Source organism: Streptomyces sp. NPDC029159, from assembly GCF_055564055.1.
On the sequence record NZ_JBVHWT010000012.1, the window covers coordinates 1 to 21,738 of the forward strand.

Below are 21,738 nucleotides of genomic sequence, written 5' to 3' on the forward strand. Positions count from 1 at the left end.
GCCCACCGCGCAGGCACCATCAAGGGCCTCGCCGCCGAAGTCGGCGCCGCCCTCACCTCCGGCGCCGCCATCTGCGAAATCAAGGACTGACGTCCGGCCGTACACAGCGGAAGGCCCCGGCACCTGTGCCGGGGCCTTCCGCGTACCCGGCCGTTACGACGCCCCCACCACGTCCTCCGGGAACGTCAGCTCCCTGCTCATCCACCGCAGTGCGGCGGGCAGTTCGCGGCGCCAGGTGGCGAAGTTGTGGCTGCCCTGGTCGAGCAGGACGGTGTCCGCCTGCATCGGCGGCCGGACGGCGGCCAGGAACTCCCGGGCCGCCGGGTAGTTCTTCTCGCCGTGCCGGCTGGTCCCGATCAGCACCGACACCCGCGGCGGCGGCAGATGGCGCAGCCGCCACAGCAGATCGTGCTCCTCCCGGCGGCGCACCCGGTCACGGCCGCCGCCGAACAGGTCGCCGGTGGTCGGGTCGGGGGTGACCTTGTAGTCCGGGGAGAGCGCCGCCGCCGCGGTGTACGTACCGGGGTGGCGCATGGCGAGCTGGAGGGCGCAGCTGCCGCCGGAGGAGTAGCCGAGGACGCCCCAGCCGCCGGGGTCGCGGCCGACCCGGTAGTGGGACCGCAGCGCGTCCGGTACGTCCTCGGCGAAGAACGTCTCGGCCTGCGGGCCCCCGGGCACATCGACACATTGGGTGTCCCGGGGCGGCGCGACGGTCGGCCGCAGCATCACGATGACGGTGGGCTGCACCTGGCCGGAGCGCTGGAGCGCCGCCGCGGTCTGCGGCAGCCGCAGATGCTGTCCCAGCAGGTAGATGCCGCCCGGGTAGCCGCTGAGCGCCACGACGACGGGGAATCTCTGGCGGGCGTAGGCGTCCTGGAAGTACTGCGGCGGCAGATAGACGTACGCCGGGTCCACCAGCCGGGTCCGCTTGCCGACGATCCGTACCGTCTCCACCTTTCCGGTCGTGGCGGGCGGCCCCTTGGGCAGGCCGTGGACCTTGTCGAGCCCTTCCGGACCGGACGGCTGGACGAGGCCCTGTGCCGGGTCCCCGGCGGGGCCGACGCCCGTGGTGCCGCCCCATTTGGCGACCGCGCCGGGCGCGTCGTCGTAGAGGCCGAGGAGTTCGTGCCAGGAGCCGTAGAACTGGAAGTTGGCGTTGACGGCGAGGCCGAGGGCCGCGAGCAGGGCGAGCTGGGTGGCGAGGAGGGAGCCGAGCCGGCCGAGCAGCGCCCGCGGGCCGCGCCCGGCGAAGCGCGGCCACAGCCGGCAGGTCAGCGCGACCGCGGCCAGCGCGGCCAGGACGGTGGCGTACAGCAGCGGGCGGCTGGTGAGCCCCATGGCGTCTTCCCCAGGTTCTGGCGCCGCAGGGACGCGCGCCCGTGCCGGCTCCTCGGTGTACCGGCGTCCGGGGCACACACCGCCCGGAACGCCGCTTCGCGCCAGGTTTGATGGCCTTCGGGGGCGCGGCGTTGCGGCCTCCCGGGGTGTTCGGCGAGGTGTCGCCGGACGGCCACCGGGCATTGGGGCGCGGGACGCCGTCCGTCCACCGATCGGGCCCGGCGCACCCGTCGGGGGCGTGCGCGGCGCCCCCGTGCGCCCCCAGGTAGGCGGCCCGCCGCGGCCCCGGTCAGTGGCATCCTGGAGCCACCGGGCCAAGGCCGGCCGGGGTGAGGAAGGACGGCGATGGCGACCGAGACGGCAGGGCGGCGGAGCGAGGCGGCGGGCGGCCCGCGCCCCATGCGGGCCGATGCCCGGCGCAACTACGAGCGGCTGCTGGCCGCGGCCCGTACCGCCTTCATCGAGCACGGCACGGACACCTCGCTGGAGGAGATCGCCCGCCGCGCCGGGGTCGGCATCGGCACCCTCTACCGGCACTTCCCGCACCGTACGTCGCTGATGGGCGCGGTCTTCCAGAGCGAGGTGGACGCACTGCTGGCGCAGGCGCGGGAGCTGGCGGACGCACCGCAGCCGTGCCGGGCGCTGGTCGAGTGGCTGCGCGCGATCATCACCCACGCCGGCACGTACCGGGGCCTGTCGCGGGCGCTGATGACGGCGACGGCCGACGAGAGCTCCGGGATGGCGCGGTGCAGCGTCCCGATGCGGGAGGCGGGCGGCGCCCTGCTGGCCCGCGCGCAGCGCGCCGGTGCCGTGCGCCCGGACGTCACCATCGGGGATCTGATGCAGCTGACGAACGGCATCGCCCTGGCCGCCGAGGAGTCCCCGGACGACCCGCACCTCGCCGACCGCCTGCTGACCCTCACCCTGACCGGCCTGAAGGCGGACCGCCCCGCGGCGGGGTGACCCCGCGGCCCGCGGCGGCGTACGCACCGACGGTGACGTGCCCAACCGGGCTGCGGAGAAGGAGAGTTCGAGGGGGACGCGGCGCTCAGGGCCTGTCCGTCCGGGCGGCCGATCGGCGATAACGATCAGATCCGCAGGTCAGGGGGGCAACACCACCCCCGCCGTTTACAACGTATAGCGCACAGGGGGCCTTGCGGCAAGGCCCCCTTCGTGCCGCAGAATCGCAGGCCGTTGGCGGATTCTGCGGGATCGGGAGATTCACGAGGTGTGTGTGGTGTTGTCGGTTCATGGGCCGGGCGGTGGCGTCGTGCCACGGCGAGAGACCGCGCGGTCCCCGCAGCGGCGCGGACTGCGGGGGTGCGCACCGGCGGCACCGGTGTCCGCGGCCCCGGAACGGAGCTGCTGAGATGAGGTCCCCGACCACCGGCGCGTTCGCGCTGCCCGAACGGCTCGCCGCCAAGGCCGACCCGGCGCTGATCGACGGCGACGAACGGCACTTCGCCGCCGTCGCCGCGACGCTGGAGGAGACGATCGCCGACCTCTCCGAACGGCTCGACGAGGTACGGCGGGCCCCCGGCGGCCTCGGCCGGGCGGCGATGGACCGGGACACCGAGGTCCACCGGCTGACCGGCCGCCTGCGCACCCTGCGCCGCTTCGGCCTGGACCTGTGCCTGGGCCACATCGTGCACGCGGACGACCCCGAGCCCGTCTACATCGGCCGCCTCGGCCTCACCGACGCCTCCGGCCACCGCCTCCTGGTCGACTGGCGCTCCCCCGCCGCCGAGCCCTTCTTCGGCGCCACCCACGCCGACCCGATGGGCCTGGCGCGCCGCCGCCGCTACCGCTGGACCCGCGGCCGGATCGGCGACTACTGGGACGAGGTGTTCACCGCGGACGGCCGCGAGGGCCACGCCGCGCTCGACGACCAGTCCGCCTTCATCGCGAGCCTGGGAGCGGTCCGCTCGGAGCGGATGCGGGACGTCCTCACCACCCTCCAGGCCGACCAGCACGCCGTCATCCGGGCCGGTTCGCGCGGTGCGCTCGTCGTCGACGGCGGCCCCGGCACCGGCAAGACCGTGGTGGCCCTGCACCGCGCCGCCCACCTCCTCCACTCCGACCCCCGGCTGGGCCACCGCCGCGGCGGCGTCCTCTTCGTCGGCCCCAGCCGCCCCTACCTCGCCTACGTCGCCGACGTCCTGCCCAGCCTCGGCGAGGAGGGCGTCCAGACCTGCACCGTGCGCGACCTCGTCACCGAGGGGGCGCAGGCGGTGCCCGAGGCCGATCCGGAGGTGGCCCGGCTGAAGGCGTCCGCGGACATGGTGCGGGCCGTCGAACCGGCCGTCGCCCTCTACGAGGAGCCGCCCACCGAGGGGATGACGGTCAAGACACACTGGTCGGAGGTGTGGCTGTCCCCCGCCGACTGGGCCGTGGCGTTCTCCGCCGTCGAGCCGGGCACCCCGCACAACGAGGCCCGCGACCAGATCCTGGAGGAGCTGCTCACCCTGCTGACGGAGAAGCACGGCACGGAGGGCGAGGGCTTCTCCCCCGCCCTGCTGCGCCGCTCGCTGCTGCGGAACCGGGAGCTGATCACCGCCCTCCACCGCGTCTGGCCGACGCTGGAGCCGACCGATCTGATCGGGGACCTCTGGTCGGTCCCCGCCTATCTGAAACGGTGCGCGCCCTGGCTCGACCGCGACGAGGTGCGCCGCCTCCAGCGCGCGGACGCCCACGCCTGGACCGTCTCCGACCTGCCGCTCCTCGATGCGGCGCGGCAGCGGCTCGGCGACCCGGAGGCGTACCGTCGCAAGCGCCGTCACGCGGCCGCCGTCGCCGCCGAACGCGACCGCCGGGCCACCGTCATCGAGGGCATCCTGCGGGCGGACGACGACGGCGAGGGCGCCGTGACGATGCTGCACGGCCAGGACCTCCAGGACTCCCTGATCGACGAGTCCGGGCTGCCGACCGCCGAACCGGACCTGCTCGCCGGGCCGTTCGCCCATGTCATCGTGGACGAGGCGCAGGAGCTGACGGACGCCGAGTGGCAGATGCTGATCCTGCGCTGCCCCTCCCGCAGCTTCACCATCGTCGGCGACCGCGCCCAGGCCCGGCACGGCTTCACCGAGAGCTGGCCGGAGCGGCTGACGCGGGTCGGGCTCGACCGGGCCACGGTGGCGTCCCTGAGCATCAACTACCGCACGCCGGAGGAGGTCATGGACGCGGCGGAGCCGGTGATCCGGGCCGCGCTGCCGGACGCGAACGTGCCGACGTCCATCCGCCGCAGCGGCATCCCCGTCACCCATGCGTCCGTCGCCGAGCGGGACGCGATCCTCGACGCCTGGCTGGCCGCGCACGAGCACGGGACGGCCTGTGTCATCGGGGTCGGGGAGGCGGCAAAGGCACCGGACGCGAGGCCCAGGGTCCGGGCGCTGACGCCGGAGCTGTCGAAGGGTCTCGAATTCGATCTGGTCGTCCTCGTCGCCCCGGAGTCGTTCGGCACGGGCATCGCGGGCGCCGTCGACCGGTATGTCGCGATGACCCGGGCGACCCGGCAGCTGGTGGTCCTCACGTAGCCGTGCGGCCCGGGCGCCGCGGGGCCCCGGGCGTACTGAGACCTCCCGGGGCCCCGCGGACGCACCGCCGGGCCCCGGGACGTCTCAGCGGCGGCGGGGGGCGAGATCGGCGACGCGGGGTGCGTCGCCGAGGGGGGCGGAGCGCAGCGATGCGGCCGGGCCGCCGGGCGGGTGGTTGCGGCGCTGGCCCGGGAGCGGCACCTCCCGGCGGTGGCCGCGCCGGTCGGTGGCGCCGTCCGCCGTGGCGGTGGCGGCACCGGCGGCGCTGCCGGTCACGGCGATCTGTACGCCCTGGTCGGCGAGGGCCTGCAGCTCCGTCGCGGCGCGGTCGTCATGGGCCGGGGGCTCGTCGGTGACCAGCCGGGTGATGAGGTCCGTCGGCACGGTCTGGAACATCGTGTCGGCGCCGAGCTTGGTGTGGTCGGCGAGGACCACCACCTCGCCCGCCGCCTGGACGAGGGCCCGGTCGACGCTGGCGGCGAGCATGTTGGACGTGGACAGCCCGCGCTCGGCGGTCAGCCCGCTGCCCGACAGGAAGGCGCGCGACACCCGCAGCCCTTGGAGCGACTGCTCGGCACCGCTGCCCACCAGCGCGTAGTTGGAGCCCCGCAGCGTCCCGCCGGTCATGACGACCTCGACGCGGTTGGCATGGGCCAACGCCTGGGCGACCAGCAGGGAGTTGGTGACGACGGTCAGTCCGGGCACCCGGGCGAGCCGGCGGGCCAGCTCCTGGGTGGTGGTGCCGGCTCCGACGACGATGGCCTCGCCCTCCTCCACGAAACCGGCGGCGAGATCGGCGATGGCCGTCTTCTCCGCGGTCGAGAGATGGGATTTCTGGGGCAGACCGGATTCCCGGGCGAGACCGCCCGGGAGGACCGCTCCGCCGTGCCGGCGGTCGAGGAGCCCTTCCGCTTCCAGCGCGCGTACGTCCCGGCGTACGGTCACTTCGGAGGTCTGGACGACACGGGCGAGCTCCCGGAGCGACACCGCTCCGTTGGCCCGCACCATTTCAAGGATCAATTGGCGACGTTCTGCAGCGAACACGAAACTGACAGTAACGCCAACGACCGTCTGTTTTCAGCAGGTTGCACCAATTAACGGAAATTGTGCGCGTCGTGGGTGACCGAGTGGTATAGAGGGCCCCTACCCCGAACTCCCGCCCGGCGACGGCGACATGATCGCTGGTCAGCGCCGGGTGCCCGGAATCGCCCCCCGGCACCCCTCACCCGCCGCGCGCACCCGAGGCACAAACGTTCCAACCCGCCGTGCCCCGAAGGCGGCTACTCGTTCGCCGCCTTACGGGTGTGCAGCTGCCGCGCGACCTCCGCGAGCGAGCCGGAGAGCGACGGGTAGACCGTGAAGGCGCTGGCGATCTGCTCGACCGTGAGGTTGTTGTCGACCGCGAGCGAGATCGGGTGGATCAGCTCACTGGCGCGCGGCGAGACCACCACACCGCCGACGACGATGCCGGTGCCCGGGCGGCAGAACAGCTTCACGAAGCCGTCGCGGATGCCCTGCATCTTGGCGCGCGGGTTGCGCAGCAGCGGCAGCTTGACGACCCGGGCGTCGATCTTGCCCGCGTCGACGTCCGCCTGGGAGTAGCCGACGGTCGCGATCTCCGGGTCGGTGAAGACGTTCGCGGAGACGGTCCGGAGGTTCAGCGGCGTGACCGCGTCGCCGAGGAAGTGGTACATCGCGATCCGGCCCTGCATCGCGGCGACCGACGCCAGCGCGAAGACGCCGGTGCAGTCGCCCGCCGCGTAGACGCCGGGCGCGGAGGTGCGCGAGACCCGGTCGGTGCGGATGTGCCCGGAGTCCTTCAGCTGGACCCCGGCCTCCTCCAGACCGATCCCGGCGGTGTTCGGGATGGAGCCGACCGCGACCAGGCAGTGGGTGCCGGAGATCGTCCGCCCGTCGGCGAGCGTCACCTCGACGCGGTCACCGGCGCGCTTGACGGCGGCGGCGCGGGAGCGGGCCATGACGTTCATCCCGCGGCGGCGGAAGACGTCCTCCAGGACGGCGGCGGCGTCCGGGTCCTCGCCGGGCAGCACCCGGTCGCGGGAGGAGACGAGCGTGACGCGGGAGCCGAGCGCCTGGTAGGCACCGGCGAACTCGGCGCCGGTGACACCGGAGCCGACCACGATCAGTTCCTCGGGCAGCTCGTCGAGGTCGTAGACCTGCGTCCAGTTCAGGATGCGCTCGCCGTCGGGGAGGGCGTCCGGGATCTCGCGGGGGTGCGCGCCGGTGGCGATCAGCACCGCGTCGGCGATCAGCGTCTGCTCGGTGCCGTCGGCGGCGGTGACCGTGACCTTGCGGGAGCCGTCCGTGGCCTGCCCCGGCTCCAGGCGTCCGCGGCCGCGCAGCACGCGGGCGCCGGCGCGGGTCACCGAGGCGGTGATGTCGTGCGACTGGGCGAGCGCGAGGCGCTTGACCCGGCGGTTGACCTTGCCGAGGTCGACGCCGACGACGCGGGCGGGCCGCTCCGGGTCGGGCGTGCCGTCCTCGACGATGATGCCCAGCTCCTGGTACGAGGAGTCGAAGGTCGTCATCACCTCGGCCGTCGCGATGAGAGTCTTCGACGGCACGCAGTCGGTCAGCACCGACGCCCCGCCGAGACCGTCGCAGTCGACGACGGTCACCTCCGCGCCGAGCGAGGCGCCCACCAGGGCCGCTTCGTATCCGCCTGGTCCGCCACCGATGATCACGATCCGAGTCACGCCCTCCATTGTCCCGCACGCCGCGCGGTGCTTCCCGGCGGGGTGCGGCGGGCGGCGGATTTCCCGGCTCCGGATCCTCCGTTCCCCAGGAGCGCGCGGGCCCGCCTCCCGTACCCTCGAACCATGTCGCTCTACGCCGCGTACGCCGGCAACCTCGACGCGCGGCTGATGTCCCGCCGCGCACCGCACTCCCCGCTGCGCGGCACCGGCTGGCTCAACGGCTGGCGGCTCACGTTCGGCGGCGAGCAGCTGGGCTGGGAGGGCGCCCTCGCCACCATCGTGGAGGCGCCGCGCTCGCAGGTCTTCGTCGCCCTCTACGACATCGCCCCGATGGACGAGGACTCCATGGACCGCTGGGAGGGCGTCGGCCTCGACATCTACCGCCGGATGCGGGTGCGGGTGCACACCCTCGACGGCGAGGAGCCCACCTGGCTCTACGTCCTCAACGGCTACGAGGGCGGGCTGCCGTCCGCCCGCTATCTGGGCGAGATCGCCGACGCCGCCGAGTCGGCGGGCGCCCCGCACGACTACGTCATGGAGCTGCGCAAGCGCCCCTGCTGAGGCACGGCGGCGGCGCGCCCTCCGAGGGGGTGTCTTCCCGATCTTCGTGGGGCCGTGACGCCTGGCACCGCACCTCGCCGCGTTGTCGCCCCACCCACGGACACCCAGTCCGCGGGCAGGGCTCCGCCTTGCGAGGCACGGCACCAGACGCCACGCCCTGACCCACGAAGATCGAAAAGACACCCCCGAGGCCGCTCCCGGGCGGCCGGACGCCCCTTCCACCGGCGCCTTCCGGCCCCGTACACAGCGGCATCTACGCGCGTAGGAGATTTCCCGCTACCCTCGTCCGCGTGAACGCATCTGTTACCACGGACCCCGCCCGCGACCCGCAGGCCGCCGCCGGGGACGCCGCCGCCCGCCTGCGCGAACTCACCGGCGCCGCCAGCCACGACGTCGCCCTGGTCATGGGCTCCGGCTGGGCCCCGGCCGCGGAGGCGCTGGGCGCCCCCGAGCACGAGTTCCCCGTCACCGAGCTGCCCGGCTTCCCGCCGCCCGCCGTCGAGGGCCACGGCGGCACGATCCGCTCGTACCGCATGGGTGACAAGCGTGCGCTGGTCTTCCTCGGCCGTACGCACTACTACGAGGGCCGCGGCGTCGCCGCCGTCGCACACGGTGTGCGGACCGCCGCCGCCGCGGGCTGCAAGACGATCGTGCTCACCAACGGGTGCGGTGGTCTGCGCGAGGGGATGCGTCCGGGTCAGCCGGTGCTGATCAGCGACCACCTCAACCTCACCGCGACCTCCCCGATCGCCGGCGCCCGCTTCGTCGACCTGACGGACCTGTACTCGCCGCGGCTGCGCGCCCTGTGCAAGGAGGTCGACCCGACCCTGGAGGAGGGCGTCTACGCGCAGTTCCCCGGGCCGCACTACGAGACGCCCGCCGAGATCCGGATGATCCGCACGCTCGGCGCCGACCTGGTCGGCATGTCGACGGTGCTGGAGGCCATCGCCGCCCGTGAGGCGGGCGCCGAGGTGCTGGGCCTGTCCCTGGTGACCAACCTCGCCGCGGGCATGACCGGCGAGCCGCTCAACCACGAAGAGGTCCTCCAGGCCGGCCGCGACTCCGCGACGCGGATGGGCAGCCTGCTGGCCCAGGTGCTCGGCAAGCTCTGAGCCCGGTGGCCGGGGCGGGCGGCGGACCGGGGCGGACACCGCGCCCGGCCCACTACCCGCCCCGGCCCCGTACGCCATCCGCGCCCGGCAGTCCGGACCCCACCCATCCCCCGCCTCTCCCCACCCACCGTCGTCAGGAGCATCACGTGGCCACCGACCCCGCGGAGCTGATCCGTCTCGCCCAGACCTGGCTGGCCGAGGACCCCGACCCGCAGACCCGCGACGAGCTGTCCCGGCTGATCGACGCCGGTGACGTGAGCGAGCTGGCCGACCGGTTCGCCGGGACGCTCCAGTTCGGCACCGCGGGGCTGCGCGGGGAGCTGGGCGCGGGGCCGATGCGGATGAACCGCGCGGTGGTCATCCGCGCCGCCGCCGGGCTCGCCGCGTACCTCAAGGGCCGCGGCGACGGCGACGGCCTCGTCGTCATCGGCTACGACGCCCGCCACAAGAGCGCCGACTTCGCGCGCGACACGGCGGCCGTGATGGTCGGCGCGGGCCTGCGCGCCGCGGTGCTGCCGCGCCCGCTGCCCACGCCGGTCCTGGCGTTCGCGATCCGGCACCTCGGCGCGGTCGCCGGTGTCGAGGTCACCGCCAGCCACAACCCGCCGCGCGACAACGGCTACAAGGTCTACCTCGGCGACGGCTCCCAGATCGTGCCGCCCGCCGACGGCGAGATCGCCGCCGAGATCGCCGCGATCGGCTCGCTGCACGACGTGGCGCGCCCCGACTCCGGCTGGCAGACCCTCGGCGACGACGTCCTCAACGCCTACCTGGAGCGGACCGACGCGGTCCTCACCCCGGGCTCGCCGCGCGACGCCCGGGTCGTCTACACCCCGATGCACGGCGTCGGCCGGGACACGCTGCTGGCGGCCTTCGCCCGCGCCGGTTTCCCCGCGCCACTGGTCGTCGCGGAACAGGCCGAACCGGACCCGGACTTCCCGACCGTCGCGTTCCCCAACCCGGAGGAGCCCGGCGCGATGGACCTGTCGTTCGCCACCGCCCGCGCCGCGGGCCCCGGCGTCGACATCGTCGTCGCCAACGACCCGGACGCCGACCGCTGCGCGGTGGCCGTCCCCGCCCCCGGCACCGACGCGGGCTGGCGGATGCTCCGCGGCGACGAGGTCGGCGCCCTCCTCGCCGCCCACCTCGTCAGCAAGCAGGCGTCCGGCACCTTCGCCACCACCATCGTCTCCTCCTCCCTCCTCTCCCGGATCGCCACCGCCGCCACCCTCCCGTACGAGGAGACCCTGACCGGCTTCAAGTGGCTGGCCCGGGTGGACGGCCTGCGGTACGCGTTCGAGGAGGCGCTGGGCTACTGCGTCGACCCCGAAGGCGTCCGCGACAAGGACGGCATCACCGCAGCGCTGCTCATCACCGAGCTGGCGGCTGAACTGAAGCGGTCCGGCCGGACGCTCGGCGATCTGCTGGACGACCTCGCCGTCGAGTACGGGCTGCACGCCACCGACCAGCTGTCGGTCCGCGTCGAGGACCTGTCCCTGATCGCCGACGCGATGCACCGCCTGCGCGAGACGCCGCCGAGCACGCTCGCCGGGCTGCCGGTGGCCACAGCCGAGGATCTGGCCCGCGGCACGGACGCCCTGCCCCCGACGGACGGCCTGCGCTACACGCTCGCCGGTGCGCCGGAGCGGGGTGTGGCGGGCGGCCGGGTGGTGGTCCGGCCGAGCGGCACGGAGCCGAAGATCAAGTGCTATTTGGAGGTCGTCCTGCCGGTTGCTTCGGCGGATGCGCTGCCGGGGGTGCGGGAGCGGGCGACAACGGTCCTGGCCGAGCTGAAGACGGACCTGGCAAGGGCGGCTGGGATCTGAGGGGGCGGGTAGGACTCGCGGGGGCCTTACCGCCAACTACCTGAAGGAAAACTGGTCGTGGCTGGGGTAAGGCCCCGGGTGAGGTAGGGGTGGTCCCGCGGGTGCGGGGGTGGTCCCAGCAGGTCGGCCGACGTGGTCGCGATGTCGGCGTGGGCCCCGCGGTCGCGGGGACGAAGCACGCCCCCTAAACCGCCACCATCACAGCCAGTCCCACAACTCCCACCACACAAGGCGCAATAACCCCATAAGCCCACCGCACCACCGCCTCCCCGCTAGCCCCCTCCCGCTGGGCGGCCGCCGCCTTCATCTCCCGCAGCTCATCCACCGTCTGATCCGCCATGGCGCGCGGCACCGGCCCGGCGTCGCCGCCCATGCCGAAGCGGCGCGGCGCCGACCCCCGCGCCGCCTGCCGCCCCGCCTTCTTCCGCTGCCGCAGCGAGACGGGGACCGCCCACAGCTGGTACTTGCGGCCCCCGGTGGTGAACACCTCGCAGGAGAAGGACGCCCGCAGGTCCTCCACCGCGCCCCAGGGGAGCGTCAGGGTGCGGAACGGGTTGCGGACCAGCAGCCGGTCCTCGCCCGCCTTCACCACCGGGCGCAGGGTGAACGCGGCCACCAGGGGCACGCCGAGCAGCAGCGCGAAGAGCGCCGTCAGCTTGGTCTGGCCGGTGCCGCGGAGCAGCGCATCGCCGCCGAGCCAGAGGCCGAGTGCGATCAGCAGCACGCCGCCGACCAGGCCCATGGGCGAGCGGTAGCTGCGCTCGGCGTATTTCTGCGGGGCCGTGCTGGCGGAATCCTGGCGCGTCATGCTGCCGATTCTGCCTGACCGTCCGGATGCCGGACATTGCGTTACGGCATCAGTCGGGCGGGACACCGCAGGTGGTCCGGGCGGGACGCCGCAACCCGGTCCGGGCGGGAGCGCGCCCGCGCCCCGTACGCCCGGGACACCCGCCCCGGCGCGCGCCCGTGGTCCGCACTCCCCCTCGCTCCGACCTCTCTCCGGGGGATGACAGGCCGCTACGCGCGTAGATATGCTCCCCTCGTGACCATGCCCACCACAGTTCCCGCATACGGCAAGGAAGCCGCGGGGCGGCTGGCGTCGATGGCGGACGTGACCGCCGACGACGGTGCGCTGCGCCGCTTCCTGCACGGCCTCCCCGGCGTCGACAAGGTCGGCCTCGAAGCCCGTGCCGCCGCCCTCGGTACCCGCTCGGTCAAGACGACGGCGAAGGCGTACGCCATCGACCTCGCCGTCTCGATGATCGACCTGACGACGCTCGAAGGAGCCGACACCCCCGGCAAGGTGCGGGCGCTGTGCGCCAAGGGCATCAACCCGGACCCCACCGACCGCACCGTCCCCAAGGTCGCCGCGATCTGCGTCTACCCGGACATGGTCGCGACGGCCAAGGAGGCACTCGCCGGCTCCGGCATCCATGTCGCGTCCGTGGCGACCGCCTTCCCGGCCGGCCGCGCCGCGCTGCCGGTCAAGCTGGCCGACGTCGAGGACGCGGTCGCCGCCGGTGCCGACGAGATCGACATGGTCATCGACCGTGGCGCGTTCCTCGCCGGTCGCTACCGCTCCGTCTTCGAGGAGATCAAGGCCGTCAAGGAGGCGTGCGCCCGGCCAGGGGGCACCTCCCGGTCGGAGACTGGGGGAGGCAGCGCCGCCCACCTCAAGGTGATCTTCGAGACCGGCGAACTCCAGACGTACGACAACGTCCGCCGGGTCTCCTGGCTCGCGATGCTCGCGGGCGCCGACTTCATCAAGACGTCGACCGGCAAGGTCTCCGTCAACGCCACCCCGCCGGTCACCCTCCTGATGCTGGAGGCGGTCCGCGACTTCCACGAGGCCACCGGTGTCCAGGTCGGCGTGAAGCCGGCCGGCGGTATCCGGACGACCAAGGACGCGCTGAAGTACCTGGTCATGGTGAACGAAACGCTCGGTGGCCGCTGGCTGACCCCCGACTGGTTCCGGTTCGGCGCCTCCAGCCTGCTCAACGACCTGCTGATGCAGCGCCAGAAGCTCAGCACCGGCCGCTACTCCGGCCCCGACTACGTCACGGTGGACTGAGGCTCCCATGACTTTCGACGCATCCACCCCCTTCACCTACGCCCCGGCGCCCGAGTCCCGTGCGGTGGTCGACATCGCGCCGTCGTACGGACTCTTCATCGACGGAGAGTTCGCCCCGGCGGCGGGCGGCAAGGTCTTCAAGACCGTCTCCCCCGCGACCGAGGAGGCGCTGTCCGAGGTCGCGCAGGCCGAGGCCGCCGACGTCGACCGCGCCGTGGCCGCCGCCCGTAAGGCGTTCGTGACGTGGTCCGCGCTGCCCGGTGCCGAGCGGGCCAAGTACCTCTTCCGGATCGCCCGGATCATCCAGGAGCGCTCGCGGGAGCTGGCCGTCCTGGAGACGCTGGACAACGGCAAGCCGATCCGTGAGTCGCGCGACGCGGACCTGCCGCAGGTCGCCGCGCATTTCTTCTACTACGCCGGCTGGGCCGACAAGCTGGAGCACGCGGGCTACGGCCCGAACCCGCGCCCGCTGGGCGTCGCCGGGCAGGTCATCCCGTGGAACTTCCCGCTGCTGATGCTGGCGTGGAAGGTCGCCCCGGCGCTGGCCACCGGTAACACCGTGGTGCTGAAGCCCGCCGAGACGACGCCGCTGTCGGCGCTGTTCTTCGCGGACATCTGCCGCCAGGCGGGGCTGCCGAAGGGCGTCGTCAACATCCTGACCGGTGACGGTTCCACGGGCGCCGCGCTGGTCGCGCACCCGGACGTCAACAAGGTCGCCTTCACCGGCTCCACCGAGGTCGGCAAGGCCATCGCGCGCACGGTCGCCGGGACCGACAAGAAGGTGACGCTGGAGCTGGGCGGCAAGGCGGCGAACATCGTCTTCGACGACGCCCCGCTCGACCAGGCCGTCGAGGGCGTCGTCAACGGCATCTTCTTCAACCAGGGCCATGTCTGCTGCGCCGGTTCGCGGCTGCTGGTCCAGGAGTCCGTCGCGGACGAGCTGCTGAGCGCGCTCAAGCGCCGGATGCGGACGCTGCGGGTCGGCGACCCGCTCGACAAGAACACCGACATCGGCGCGATCAACTCCGCCGAGCAGCTGGCCCGGATCACCGCGCTCGCCGACGCCGGTGAGGCCGAGGGCGCCGAGCGCTGGTCCCCGGAGTGCGAACTCCCCTCGTCCGGCTACTGGTTCGCCCCGACGCTCTTCACCGGCGTCACCCAGGCGCACCGCATCGCCCGTGAGGAGATCTTCGGCCCGGTGCTGTCGGTGCTGACGTTCCGTACGCCGGAGGAGGCCGTCGCCAAGGCCAACAACACGCCGTACGGACTCTCCGCCGGGATCTGGACGGAGAAGGGTTCGCGGATGCTGTGGATGGCGAACAAGCTGCGTGCCGGGGTCGTCTGGTCCAACACCTTCAACAAGTTCGACCCGACGTCGCCGTTCGGCGGCTACAAGGAGTCGGGCCACGGCCGTGAGGGCGGGCGCCACGGTCTGGCGGCGTATCTGACCCCGTCGACCCCGAAGGGCGAGCACCATGGCTGACCGACTCTCCGTCTTCAAGACCTACAAGCTGTACGTCGGGGGGAAGTTCCCCCGTTCCGAGAGCGGGCGGGTGTACGAGGTGACCGACTCCGAGGGCAACTGGCTGGCGAACGCGCCGCTGGCGTCCCGCAAGGACGCGCGGGACGCGGTCGTCGCGGCCCGTAAGGCGTTCGGCGGCTGGTCGGGCGCGACGGCGTACAACCGCGGGCAGATCCTCTACCGCGTCGCGGAGATGCTGGAGGGCCGCCGGGCGCAGTTCACGGCGGAGGTCGCGGCGGCCGAGGGGCTGTCGGAGGCCGCGGCGGCCGCGCAGGTGGACGCGGCCGTGGACCGCTGGGTCTGGTACGCGGGCTGGTCCGACAAGGTCGCCCAGATCGCGGGCAGCGCCAACCCGGTCGCGGGCCCGTACTTCAACCTGTCGTCGCCCGAGCCGACCGGTGTGGTCGCGGTGCTGGCGCCGCAGGAGTCGTCGTTCCTGGGCCTGGTGTCGGTCGTCGCGCCCGCGATCGTGACGGGCAACACCGTGGTCGCGGTGGCGGCGGAGCGGGCCCCGCTGCCCGCGCTGTCGCTGGCCGAGGTGCTGGCCACCTCCGACCTGCCCGGCGGGGTGGTCAACCTGCTCTCCGGCCGTACCGCGGAGCTGGGCGCGCCGCTCGCCGCCCATCAGGACGTCAACGCCATCGATCTGGCGGGCGCGGACGCGGAGTTGGCGGCGGAGCTGGAGGCCGCGGCGGCGGACAACCTCAAGCGGGTGCGCCGCCCGGCGCCGGTGGACTGGTCCGCCGACCCCGGCACCGGCCGCCTCCTCTCCTTCCTGGAGACGAAGACGGTGTGGCACCCGATGGGCGTCTGACGCCCCGGCGGCACCCGGCACGGCGTCACGGGCCCCGATCCTCCGCGGATCGGGGCCCGTCCGGCTTCGCGGCCCCGGCCCTACGGCAGGAGGCGGGTGACCGGGCCGATCAGCGGCAGGTCCTTGAGGGCGCCGCCCTTGGTGATCGGGTCGGTCGCCAGCTGGGTGCCGACGGGCTTGAAGTCGGCGATCTGGGTGCCGACGGCGTTGGCGAGCGGGTCGGCGGGGGTGTTGGCCAGCGGGTCGAGCTGGAGGCTCTTGACCGGTCCGGTGGCGCCGGCCAGGGAGTTGGTCAGCGCGCCGGTGAGCGCGGACGCGGTGGCGCCGGTGTCGGTGGACTTCACCGGTGCCGCGTTCGCCGCGCCGCCGCCCGCCACGAGCGCGGCTCCGGCCGCGGAGACCGCGAGCGAGGCCCGCAGGAGCGTACGGGAGAGCCGAGCGGGCTTGGGACGTGCGTGTGAGGCCATGCGCTGCCACCTGCCTGTGGGGGAAGGCGCCCGACGGGGAACCTTCCACGGGAGAGGGAACCATTGGTAATCGTTTGACTGCACAGCGTAGTTGATGGGCCACCGGTCGTTCCAGTCCACGGCGGGGCGGCGGGGCACCGTCACGGCCCCGCCCGCGGCCGCACGTCCCGGACCAGGCATGACGCCATCGATCCCGCCCCAGGGGGTGGCCCGGCGGGCCTCATGCCGGAGAATGGGCTCCCGTGAGCTTTCCGTCCGCCGCCCGGCGCCCCGCCGCCCGCGTCCTGCTGCTGACCGGCCCCTCCGGGTCCGGCAAGTCCTCCCTCGCCGCCCGTACGGGCCTGCCGGTGCTCCGGCTCGACGACTTCTACAAGGAGGGCACCGACCCGACGCTGCCGCAGCTGCCCGACGGCGGCGGCGCGGACTGGGACTCACCGCTCTCCTGGGACGCGGACGCCGCCGTCGCCGCCGTCGCCGCGCTCTGCCACGAGGGCCGCGCGGCCGTCCCGGTCTACGACATCGGAGCCAGCGCCCGCACCGGCGCCGTGGACGTCACGCTGGACGGCGCCGCGCTCTTCGTCGCGGAGGGCATCTTCGCCGCCGAGGTGATCGACCGCTGCCGGACCGCCGGACTGCTCGCCGACGCGCTCTGCCTGCGCGGCCGGCCCACCACGACGTTCCGCCGGCGGCTGCTGCGCGATGTCCGCGAGAGCCGTAAGCCGGTGCCGTATCTGATACGCCGCGGGCTGCGGCTGCTGCGCACCGAACGCTCGGTGGTGGCGCGGCAGACGGCGCTCGGCGCCCACCCGTGCGCCCGGCCCGAGGCGCTGGCCCGGATAGCGGCGGCGCGGGCGGCGGAGCCGGGCGGTGCGCCGCCCGCGGCGGCGGAGACCCCCGAAGGTGCGGGCATCTCCCGTACGGGCGGCGGGCCGGGAGTGACGCACGTAGGCTCCTGAGCCCGGCGGCCGGATCCGGCTGCCGGCACGCGTACGGCGTCTCAGGAGGGCGTTCATGCCGAAGGCCAGGGAACACACCTACCGCACCCGCGTCGTCTGGACCGGCGACCTGGGGACGGGCACCAGCGGCTACCGCGACTACGACCGTGAGCACGAGGTGAGTTCCGACGGCCCGCCGCCGCTCTTCGGCACCGCCGACCCGGCGTTCCTGGGCTCCACCGAGGCGTGGAACCCGGAACAGCTGCTGCTCGCCTCGCTGTCCCAGTGCCACATGCTGACCTATCTGGCGCTGTGCTCCCTGAACGGTGTGACGGTCACCGGCTACGAGGACCTCTCCGGCGCCACGATGGCGGAGGACGGCGCCGGTGGCGGTGCGTTCACGGAGGCGGTGCTGCATCCGCGGGTGCGGGTGGTGTCGGAGGCGATGCGTGAGCAGGCGCTCGCCCTCCACGAGGAGGCGCACCGCAAGTGCTTCATCGCCAACTCCGTGGCGTTCCCGGTCCGCTGCGAGCCGACCATCGAGGTGCAGGCGGAGATCTATCAGTGAGGGTTCCTGTGGGCAGATCCTCATAGACGACGGAGCGGGTTCGAACAGCCCCCCGGCTGTCCGAACCCGCTCCGTCTTCCCCCGTGTCCCCCCTGCTCCCCCGTTTTCCCCTTGTTCGCGGACGCGTCCCGGGTACGTCCGGCCGTCGCGGAGTGCTCCGCTCGGGCCGGTTTCCCCCGTGTCCCCCGTTTCCGGGACGTGTCCGCAGCCCCTTGATCCCCTCGGGCTTCTCCCCGTCCTTCAGGCCACCAGCTCGCCGAAGGACTCCTGCTCGTCACGGCCGAAGCTGAGGACCTCGTCCTCCCGCAGCCGGCGCAGCGAGCGCCAGATGCTGGACTTGACCGTGCCGACACTGATGTTGAGGATGTCCGCGATCTCCGGGTCGGTGCGGCCCTCGTAGTAGCGCAGGACCAGCATCGTGCGCTGCGGCTCGGGGAGCCGGGCCAGCGCCTGCCAGAGCACCGCACGCAGTTCCGTGCCGCGCATCGCGTCCACGTCGCCTGCCGTCTCCGGCAGTTCCTCGGTGGGGTATTCGTTCAGCTTGCGGCGGCGCCACGCGCTGATGTGCAGGTTCGTCATGGTGCGCCGCAGATAGCCGCCGAGCGCCGCCTTGTCGCTGATCCGGTCCCAGGCCCGGTAGGTCGAGAACAGTGCGCTCTGCAGCAGGTCCTCGGCCTCGTAGCGGTCGCCGGTCAGGTGGTAGGCGGTGGCGTAGAGCGCGGCGCGGCGCTCCTGCACATAGGCGGTGAAGTCGGCGTCGGCGGCGGAGGCGGTGCGCTCCGGGGCCGCTCCGGCCGGTGCCGGGCCGTTCACCGTGGCGTCGATGGCGATCCGGTACGGCTGCCGCTGCCGTCCGGTGCCGCGGAAGCACCCCCGCCCTCCCGTGGCACCGGACTTCTCGGAGGCCCGTGCGATGTCGTGGAGGCGCGTGACCACCGCGCCGGTGCTCTTGGCGTGCTTGGTGTTCATCTCGCGCCCCCCGTCGTAGAGCCTGGTTCGTCGGTCTGTCCCGGTCGGTGTCCCTCCCGGTGCCAAGAACCCTGCCAAGGCAGTTTCATCGCGTTGTCCGTCGACTGTCACAGCCGTGTCACAGGGGGCCGCGACATGCTCGATGTGCACGTCACAGCGGTGGGAGATGTGCCTCGGGGGGTCTTTTGGGCCCTTCGTGGAGCGGCCGGCGGCGCCCGGGGAACAGGTCGGTGCCCCACGCCACCGGCCGGTCGATGCGGCGGGGGGCCATGGGCCAGAATGGCGGGCGTGCCTTTCCTGTTGCTGATCGAGGACGACGACGCCATCCGCACGGCTCTCGAACTCTCCCTGTCGCGCCAAGGTCACCGTGTGGTGACCGCGGCGTCGGGCGAGGACGGCCTCCAGCTGCTGCGTGAGCAGCGGCCGGACCTGATCGTGCTGGATGTGATGCTGCCGGGCATCGACGGTTTCGAGGTGTGCCGGCGGATCAGGCGTACGGACCAACTGCCCATCATTCTGCTGACCGCGCGCAACGACGACATCGACGTCGTGGTGGGTCTGGAGTCGGGGGCGGACGACTACGTGGTCAAGCCCGTGCAGGGCCGGGTGCTGGACGCCCGGATCCGGGCCGTGCTGCGCCGCGGGGAGCGGGAGTCCAGCGATTCGGCGACGTTCGGTTCGCTGGTGATCGACCGCTCGGCGATGACGGTCACCAAGAACGGCGAGGACCTCCAGCTGACCCCGACCGAGCTGCGGCTGCTGCTGGAGCTGAGCCGCCGCCCCGGTCAGGCGCTCTCCCGCCAGCAGCTGCTGCGGCTGGTGTGGGAGCACGACTATCTGGGTGACTCGCGGCTGGTGGACGCCTGTGTGCAGCGGCTGCGGGCCAAGGTCGAGGACGTCCCGTCGTCGCCGACGCTGATCCGTACGGTCCGCGGGGTCGGCTACCGGCTGGACACCCCGCAGTGACGGACGGCTCCCCCGGGGCGGACGGCCGCGCCGGGCGGCTGCCGCGGTTCCGGCGCCGGGCGGCGGGGCTGCTGCGCTGGACGAGCCTGCGGATGCGGCTGGTGTTCGTCTTCGCGCTGGTCGCGCTGACGGCGGCGGTCTCCGCGTCCGGGATCGCGTACTGGCTCAACCGCAACACCGTGCTGGAGCGTACCCAGAACGCGGTGCTCAAGGACTTCCGTACGGCGCTGGGCGAGCGGGCCGGGGCGCTGCCGGTGCAGCCGCGGTGCGGGGAGCTGCAGGACGCGGCGCAGCAGATGGCGGGCGGGCCGCAGAACTACGCGGTGCTGCTGATCGGTACGGACTCCGAGGGCAAGGAGTGTGTGGCCGCGACCGACCGGAAGCTGCTGACGCCGGCGAGTGTGCCGCAGTCGCTGCGTACGGCGGTGGACACCGCGCGTCCGGTCGACGACGCCAACCGTTTCTCGCACCATCTGTACTGGCAGCGCAAGGAAGTCGGGGACGTGCCGTATCTGGTCGCCGGGGCGAAGGTGACCGGCGGCGGGCCGACCGGCTATCTGATGAAGTCGCTGGCGACGGAGCGGCAGGACCTCAATTCGCTGGCCTGGTCGCTGGGGATCGCGACGGCGCTGGCGCTGGTCGGCTCGGCGCTGCTGGCGCAGGCGGCCGCGACGATGGTGCTCCGTCCGGTGCAGCGGCTCGGGCATGCGGCGCGGCAGCTGGGCGAGGGGCGGCTGGAGACCCGGCTGCGGGTGACCGGCACCGATGAACTGGCCGATCTGTCGCGGACGTTCAACCGTACGGCGGAGCAGGTCGAGCAGCGGGTGGAGGAGCTGAGCGCACGGGAGGCGGCGTCGCGGCGGTTCGTCGCGGACATGTCGCACGAGCTGCGGACGCCGCTGACGGCGATCACCGCGGTCTCGGAGGTCCTGGAGGAGGAGGCCGACTCCCTCGATCCGATGATCGAGCCCGCGGTGCGGCTGGTGGTCAGCGAGACCCGGCGGCTGAACGACCTGGTGGAGAACCTGATGGAGGTGACCCGTTTCGACGCGGGCACCGCCCGGCTGGTGCTGGACGACGTCGACGTCGCGGACCAGGTGACCGCGTGCATCGACGCGCGGGCGTGGCTGGACGCGGTGGAGCTGGACGCGGACCGCGGCATCGTCGCCCGCCTCGACCCGCGCCGCCTCGACGTCATCCTCGCCAACCTCATCGGCAACGCCCTCAAGCACGGCGGTTCACCGGTGCGGGTCTCGATCCGTACGGAGGACGCGGCGGGGGCCGAGCACCGGTGTCCGCCCGGCGCGGTCCGTACGGGCAGCGGCGCGGCACCGGACGGCGGGGAGCCGGCGGACGGCCCGGCGCCCGGTGGCGCCCTGCTGATCCGGGTGCGCGACCACGGCCCGGGCATCCCCGAGGAGGTCCTGCCGCACGTCTTCGACCGCTTCTACAAGGCGAGCGCGTCGCGGCCGCGTTCCGACGGCAGTGGTCTGGGGCTGTCGATCGCCCTGGAGAACGCGCACATCCACGGCGGCGAGATCACCGCGGCCAACCTCCCCGAGGGCGGCGCGGTCTTCACGCTGCGGCTGCCGATGGACGCCTCCCGGCTGACCGGGGACGCGCGCGCGGAGGACGGCGGCGCACCCCGTGCGGACGACGGCGGCGCGGAGGGCGGCCGGTGAGCCCGGACGTCCGGCTGCGGCGTCCCGCAGCCGGTGCGCTGAGCGCCGTCGCGGCCCTGACGCTGGCCGGCTGCGGGGTGCGCGGGACAACGGTGCCGGTGGACGCCGGCGGTGCGCCGTCGCGGATCAGCTGTGAGGTGCGGGAGCAGGGCACGCCGGAGCAGGCGCCGGGCCGGGTACCGGCCACGGTGTACCTGGTGTGCAGCGGGACGCTGGTCCCGGTCACCCGCACGGTGCCGCACACCGCGGACCGCCCCACGGCGGCGGCGCAGCTGCGGGCGGCGCGGGCGCTCCTCGACGAGCTGCGGCGCCCGCCGTCGTCGCGTGAGGAGGAGGCGGGGTTCGCGTCCGCCGTGCCGGAGGATCTGACGGTCGCGGCGGCGCGGCCGGGCGACCCCCGGGGGACCCTGCGGCTGAGCGTCCCCCCGGACGCCCTGCCGTCCTTCGCGCTGGCCCAGCTCGCCTGCACCTTCGGCGACTCCCGGGCGCTCGGCCACCACCGGGCGGCGGTCCTCGGCGGCCCGGACGGCGGTGAGCCGCACCGCTACGCCTGCACGGCGGATGTCCGCGCCCACCCGGACGCCGGGCGGGACACGGTCGAGGAGACGCCGATCGTGCCGTAGGGCACGGTGGGCGCCGCGGGTGGCGTCCCGCGGG

General features: G+C 73.7%; 19 protein-coding genes. 13 read left to right on the forward strand and 6 right to left on the reverse strand.

The window, feature by feature from the left end; translation table 11 throughout:
- Nucleotides 1-153: 153 nt before the first annotated feature.
- The gene (locus ACZ4U4_RS22260) at nucleotides 154-1,338 is read right to left on the reverse strand and encodes an alpha/beta hydrolase (protein WP_467877020.1); all 1,185 of its coding nucleotides are present in this window, start codon (nucleotides 1,336-1,338) and stop codon (nucleotides 154-156) included.
- A gap of 345 nt (nucleotides 1,339-1,683) precedes the next feature.
- On the opposite strand from ACZ4U4_RS22260, the gene ACZ4U4_RS22265 reads away from it, so the two are divergent.
- The gene (locus ACZ4U4_RS22265) at nucleotides 1,684-2,301 is read left to right on the forward strand and encodes a TetR/AcrR family transcriptional regulator (protein WP_467877023.1); all 618 of its coding nucleotides are present in this window, start codon (nucleotides 1,684-1,686) and stop codon (nucleotides 2,299-2,301) included.
- Between the two features lie 407 nt (nucleotides 2,302-2,708).
- Nucleotides 2,709-4,871, forward strand: coding sequence for an RNA polymerase recycling motor ATPase HelR (gene helR, locus ACZ4U4_RS22270; protein ID WP_467877025.1), 2,163 nt, complete (start codon nucleotides 2,709-2,711; stop codon nucleotides 4,869-4,871).
- Nucleotides 4,872-4,955: 84 nt separating this feature from the next.
- On the opposite strand, the gene ACZ4U4_RS22275 is transcribed toward helR, so the two are convergent.
- Together ACZ4U4_RS22275 and ACZ4U4_RS22280 are read right to left on the reverse strand one after the other, a co-directional pair.
- Nucleotides 4,956-5,915 (reverse strand): DeoR/GlpR family DNA-binding transcription regulator, encoded by a 960-nt coding sequence (locus tag ACZ4U4_RS22275; RefSeq protein WP_467877027.1) that lies wholly within the window; start codon nucleotides 5,913-5,915, stop codon nucleotides 4,956-4,958.
- Between the two features lie 236 nt (nucleotides 5,916-6,151).
- Nucleotides 6,152-7,597, reverse strand: coding sequence for an NAD(P)H-quinone dehydrogenase (locus tag ACZ4U4_RS22280; RefSeq protein ID WP_467877030.1), 1,446 nt, complete (start codon nucleotides 7,595-7,597; stop codon nucleotides 6,152-6,154).
- Between the two features lie 114 nt (nucleotides 7,598-7,711).
- Between ACZ4U4_RS22280 and ACZ4U4_RS22285 the strand changes: the two genes are divergently transcribed.
- From ACZ4U4_RS22285 to ACZ4U4_RS22295, 3 genes are all read left to right on the forward strand, one after another.
- Nucleotides 7,712-8,149 (forward strand): gamma-glutamylcyclotransferase family protein, encoded by a 438-nt coding sequence (locus tag ACZ4U4_RS22285; RefSeq protein ID WP_030284728.1) that lies wholly within the window; start codon nucleotides 7,712-7,714, stop codon nucleotides 8,147-8,149.
- Nucleotides 8,150-8,439: 290 nt separating this feature from the next.
- Entirely contained in the window at nucleotides 8,440-9,261 is an 822-nt protein-coding gene (locus tag ACZ4U4_RS22290; protein WP_467877032.1) for a purine-nucleoside phosphorylase, read from the forward strand.
- A gap of 146 nt (nucleotides 9,262-9,407) precedes the next feature.
- Entirely contained in the window at nucleotides 9,408-11,087 is a 1,680-nt protein-coding gene (locus ACZ4U4_RS22295; RefSeq protein WP_467877034.1) for a phospho-sugar mutase, read from the forward strand.
- 184 nt (nucleotides 11,088-11,271) lie between these two features.
- Here ACZ4U4_RS22295 and ACZ4U4_RS22300 read toward each other — a convergent pair whose 3' ends face one another.
- Complete coding sequence (locus ACZ4U4_RS22300; RefSeq protein ID WP_467877037.1) at nucleotides 11,272-11,895, reverse strand: PH domain-containing protein; 624 nt, start codon at nucleotides 11,893-11,895, stop codon at nucleotides 11,272-11,274.
- 240 nt (nucleotides 11,896-12,135) lie between these two features.
- On the opposite strand from ACZ4U4_RS22300, the gene deoC reads away from it, so the two are divergent.
- From deoC to ACZ4U4_RS22315, 3 genes are read left to right on the forward strand one after another with little or no spacing between them, the layout of a single operon-like run.
- Nucleotides 12,136-13,158 carry a deoxyribose-phosphate aldolase gene (gene deoC, locus ACZ4U4_RS22305; RefSeq protein WP_467877476.1) on the forward strand — a complete coding sequence of 341 codons (1,023 nt, stop codon included), beginning with the start codon at nucleotides 12,136-12,138 and terminating at the stop codon, nucleotides 13,156-13,158.
- 7 nt (nucleotides 13,159-13,165) lie between these two features.
- Entirely contained in the window at nucleotides 13,166-14,641 is a 1,476-nt protein-coding gene (locus ACZ4U4_RS22310) for an aldehyde dehydrogenase family protein (protein WP_467877040.1), read from the forward strand.
- On the forward strand, nucleotides 14,634-15,494 hold the full coding sequence (locus ACZ4U4_RS22315; protein WP_467877042.1) for an aldehyde dehydrogenase family protein: 861 nt from the start codon (nucleotides 14,634-14,636) through the stop codon (nucleotides 15,492-15,494). The genes ACZ4U4_RS22310 and ACZ4U4_RS22315 overlap by 8 nt, the downstream gene beginning before the upstream one ends.
- Before the next feature lie 80 nt (nucleotides 15,495-15,574).
- Here ACZ4U4_RS22315 and ACZ4U4_RS22320 read toward each other — a convergent pair whose 3' ends face one another.
- Complete coding sequence (locus ACZ4U4_RS22320; RefSeq protein WP_467877045.1) at nucleotides 15,575-15,961, reverse strand: hypothetical protein; 387 nt, start codon at nucleotides 15,959-15,961, stop codon at nucleotides 15,575-15,577.
- 242 nt (nucleotides 15,962-16,203) lie between these two features.
- Between ACZ4U4_RS22320 and ACZ4U4_RS22325 the strand changes: the two genes are divergently transcribed.
- Both ACZ4U4_RS22325 and ACZ4U4_RS22330 read left to right on the forward strand, forming a co-directional pair.
- On the forward strand, nucleotides 16,204-16,917 hold the full coding sequence (locus tag ACZ4U4_RS22325) for an ATP-binding protein (RefSeq protein WP_467877048.1): 714 nt from the start codon (nucleotides 16,204-16,206) through the stop codon (nucleotides 16,915-16,917).
- A 55-nt stretch (nucleotides 16,918-16,972) separates the two neighbouring features.
- Nucleotides 16,973-17,464 (forward strand): OsmC family protein, encoded by a 492-nt coding sequence (locus ACZ4U4_RS22330; RefSeq protein WP_467877051.1) that lies wholly within the window; start codon nucleotides 16,973-16,975, stop codon nucleotides 17,462-17,464.
- Nucleotides 17,465-17,704: 240 nt separating this feature from the next.
- Here ACZ4U4_RS22330 and ACZ4U4_RS22335 read toward each other — a convergent pair whose 3' ends face one another.
- On the reverse strand, nucleotides 17,705-18,433 hold the full coding sequence (locus ACZ4U4_RS22335) for a SigE family RNA polymerase sigma factor (protein ID WP_467877054.1): 729 nt from the start codon (nucleotides 18,431-18,433) through the stop codon (nucleotides 17,705-17,707).
- 288 nt (nucleotides 18,434-18,721) lie between these two features.
- Here ACZ4U4_RS22335 and afsQ1 point away from each other — a divergent pair, with 288 nt between their 5' ends.
- From afsQ1 to ACZ4U4_RS22350, 3 genes are read left to right on the forward strand one after another with little or no spacing between them, the layout of a single operon-like run.
- A complete protein-coding gene (afsQ1, locus tag ACZ4U4_RS22340; protein ID WP_185993866.1) occupies nucleotides 18,722-19,399 on the forward strand; it encodes a two-component system response regulator AfsQ1 in 678 nt (225 codons plus the stop codon).
- Nucleotides 19,297-21,081 carry an ATP-binding protein gene (locus ACZ4U4_RS22345; protein WP_467877479.1) on the forward strand — a complete coding sequence of 595 codons (1,785 nt, stop codon included), beginning with the start codon at nucleotides 19,297-19,299 and terminating at the stop codon, nucleotides 21,079-21,081. Before afsQ1 ends, ACZ4U4_RS22345 begins: the two co-directional genes overlap by 103 nt.
- Nucleotides 21,078-21,704: a hypothetical protein gene (locus ACZ4U4_RS22350; protein WP_467877057.1), complete on the forward strand. Its 627-nt coding sequence runs from the start codon at nucleotides 21,078-21,080 to the stop codon at nucleotides 21,702-21,704. Before ACZ4U4_RS22345 ends, ACZ4U4_RS22350 begins: the two co-directional genes overlap by 4 nt.
- The last annotated feature ends 34 nt before the right edge of the window (nucleotides 21,705-21,738 follow it).

Coding starts and splice junctions, on each gene's coding strand:
- ACZ4U4_RS22285 (WP_030284728.1), top strand. CDS start 7,712: ATGTCGCTCTACGCCGCGTACGCCGGCAACCTCGACGCGCGGCTGATG.
- ACZ4U4_RS22330 (WP_467877051.1), top strand. CDS start 16,973: ATGCCGAAGGCCAGGGAACACACCTACCGCACCCGCGTCGTCTGGACC.
- ACZ4U4_RS22265 (WP_467877023.1), top strand. CDS start 1,684: ATGGCGACCGAGACGGCAGGGCGGCGGAGCGAGGCGGCGGGCGGCCCG.
- ACZ4U4_RS22280 (WP_467877030.1), bottom strand. CDS start 7,597: ATGGAGGGCGTGACTCGGATCGTGATCATCGGTGGCGGACCAGGCGGA.
- ACZ4U4_RS22300 (WP_467877037.1), bottom strand. CDS start 11,895: ATGACGCGCCAGGATTCCGCCAGCACGGCCCCGCAGAAATACGCCGAG.
- ACZ4U4_RS22315 (WP_467877042.1), top strand. CDS start 14,634: ATGGCTGACCGACTCTCCGTCTTCAAGACCTACAAGCTGTACGTCGGG.
- helR (WP_467877025.1), top strand. CDS start 2,709: ATGAGGTCCCCGACCACCGGCGCGTTCGCGCTGCCCGAACGGCTCGCC.
- ACZ4U4_RS22260 (WP_467877020.1), bottom strand. CDS start 1,338: ATGGGGCTCACCAGCCGCCCGCTGCTGTACGCCACCGTCCTGGCCGCG.
- ACZ4U4_RS22320 (WP_467877045.1), bottom strand. CDS start 15,961: ATGGCCTCACACGCACGTCCCAAGCCCGCTCGGCTCTCCCGTACGCTC.
- ACZ4U4_RS22310 (WP_467877040.1), top strand. CDS start 13,166: ATGACTTTCGACGCATCCACCCCCTTCACCTACGCCCCGGCGCCCGAG.
- deoC (WP_467877476.1), top strand. CDS start 12,136: ATGCCCACCACAGTTCCCGCATACGGCAAGGAAGCCGCGGGGCGGCTG.
- ACZ4U4_RS22335 (WP_467877054.1), bottom strand. CDS start 18,433: ATGAACACCAAGCACGCCAAGAGCACCGGCGCGGTGGTCACGCGCCTC.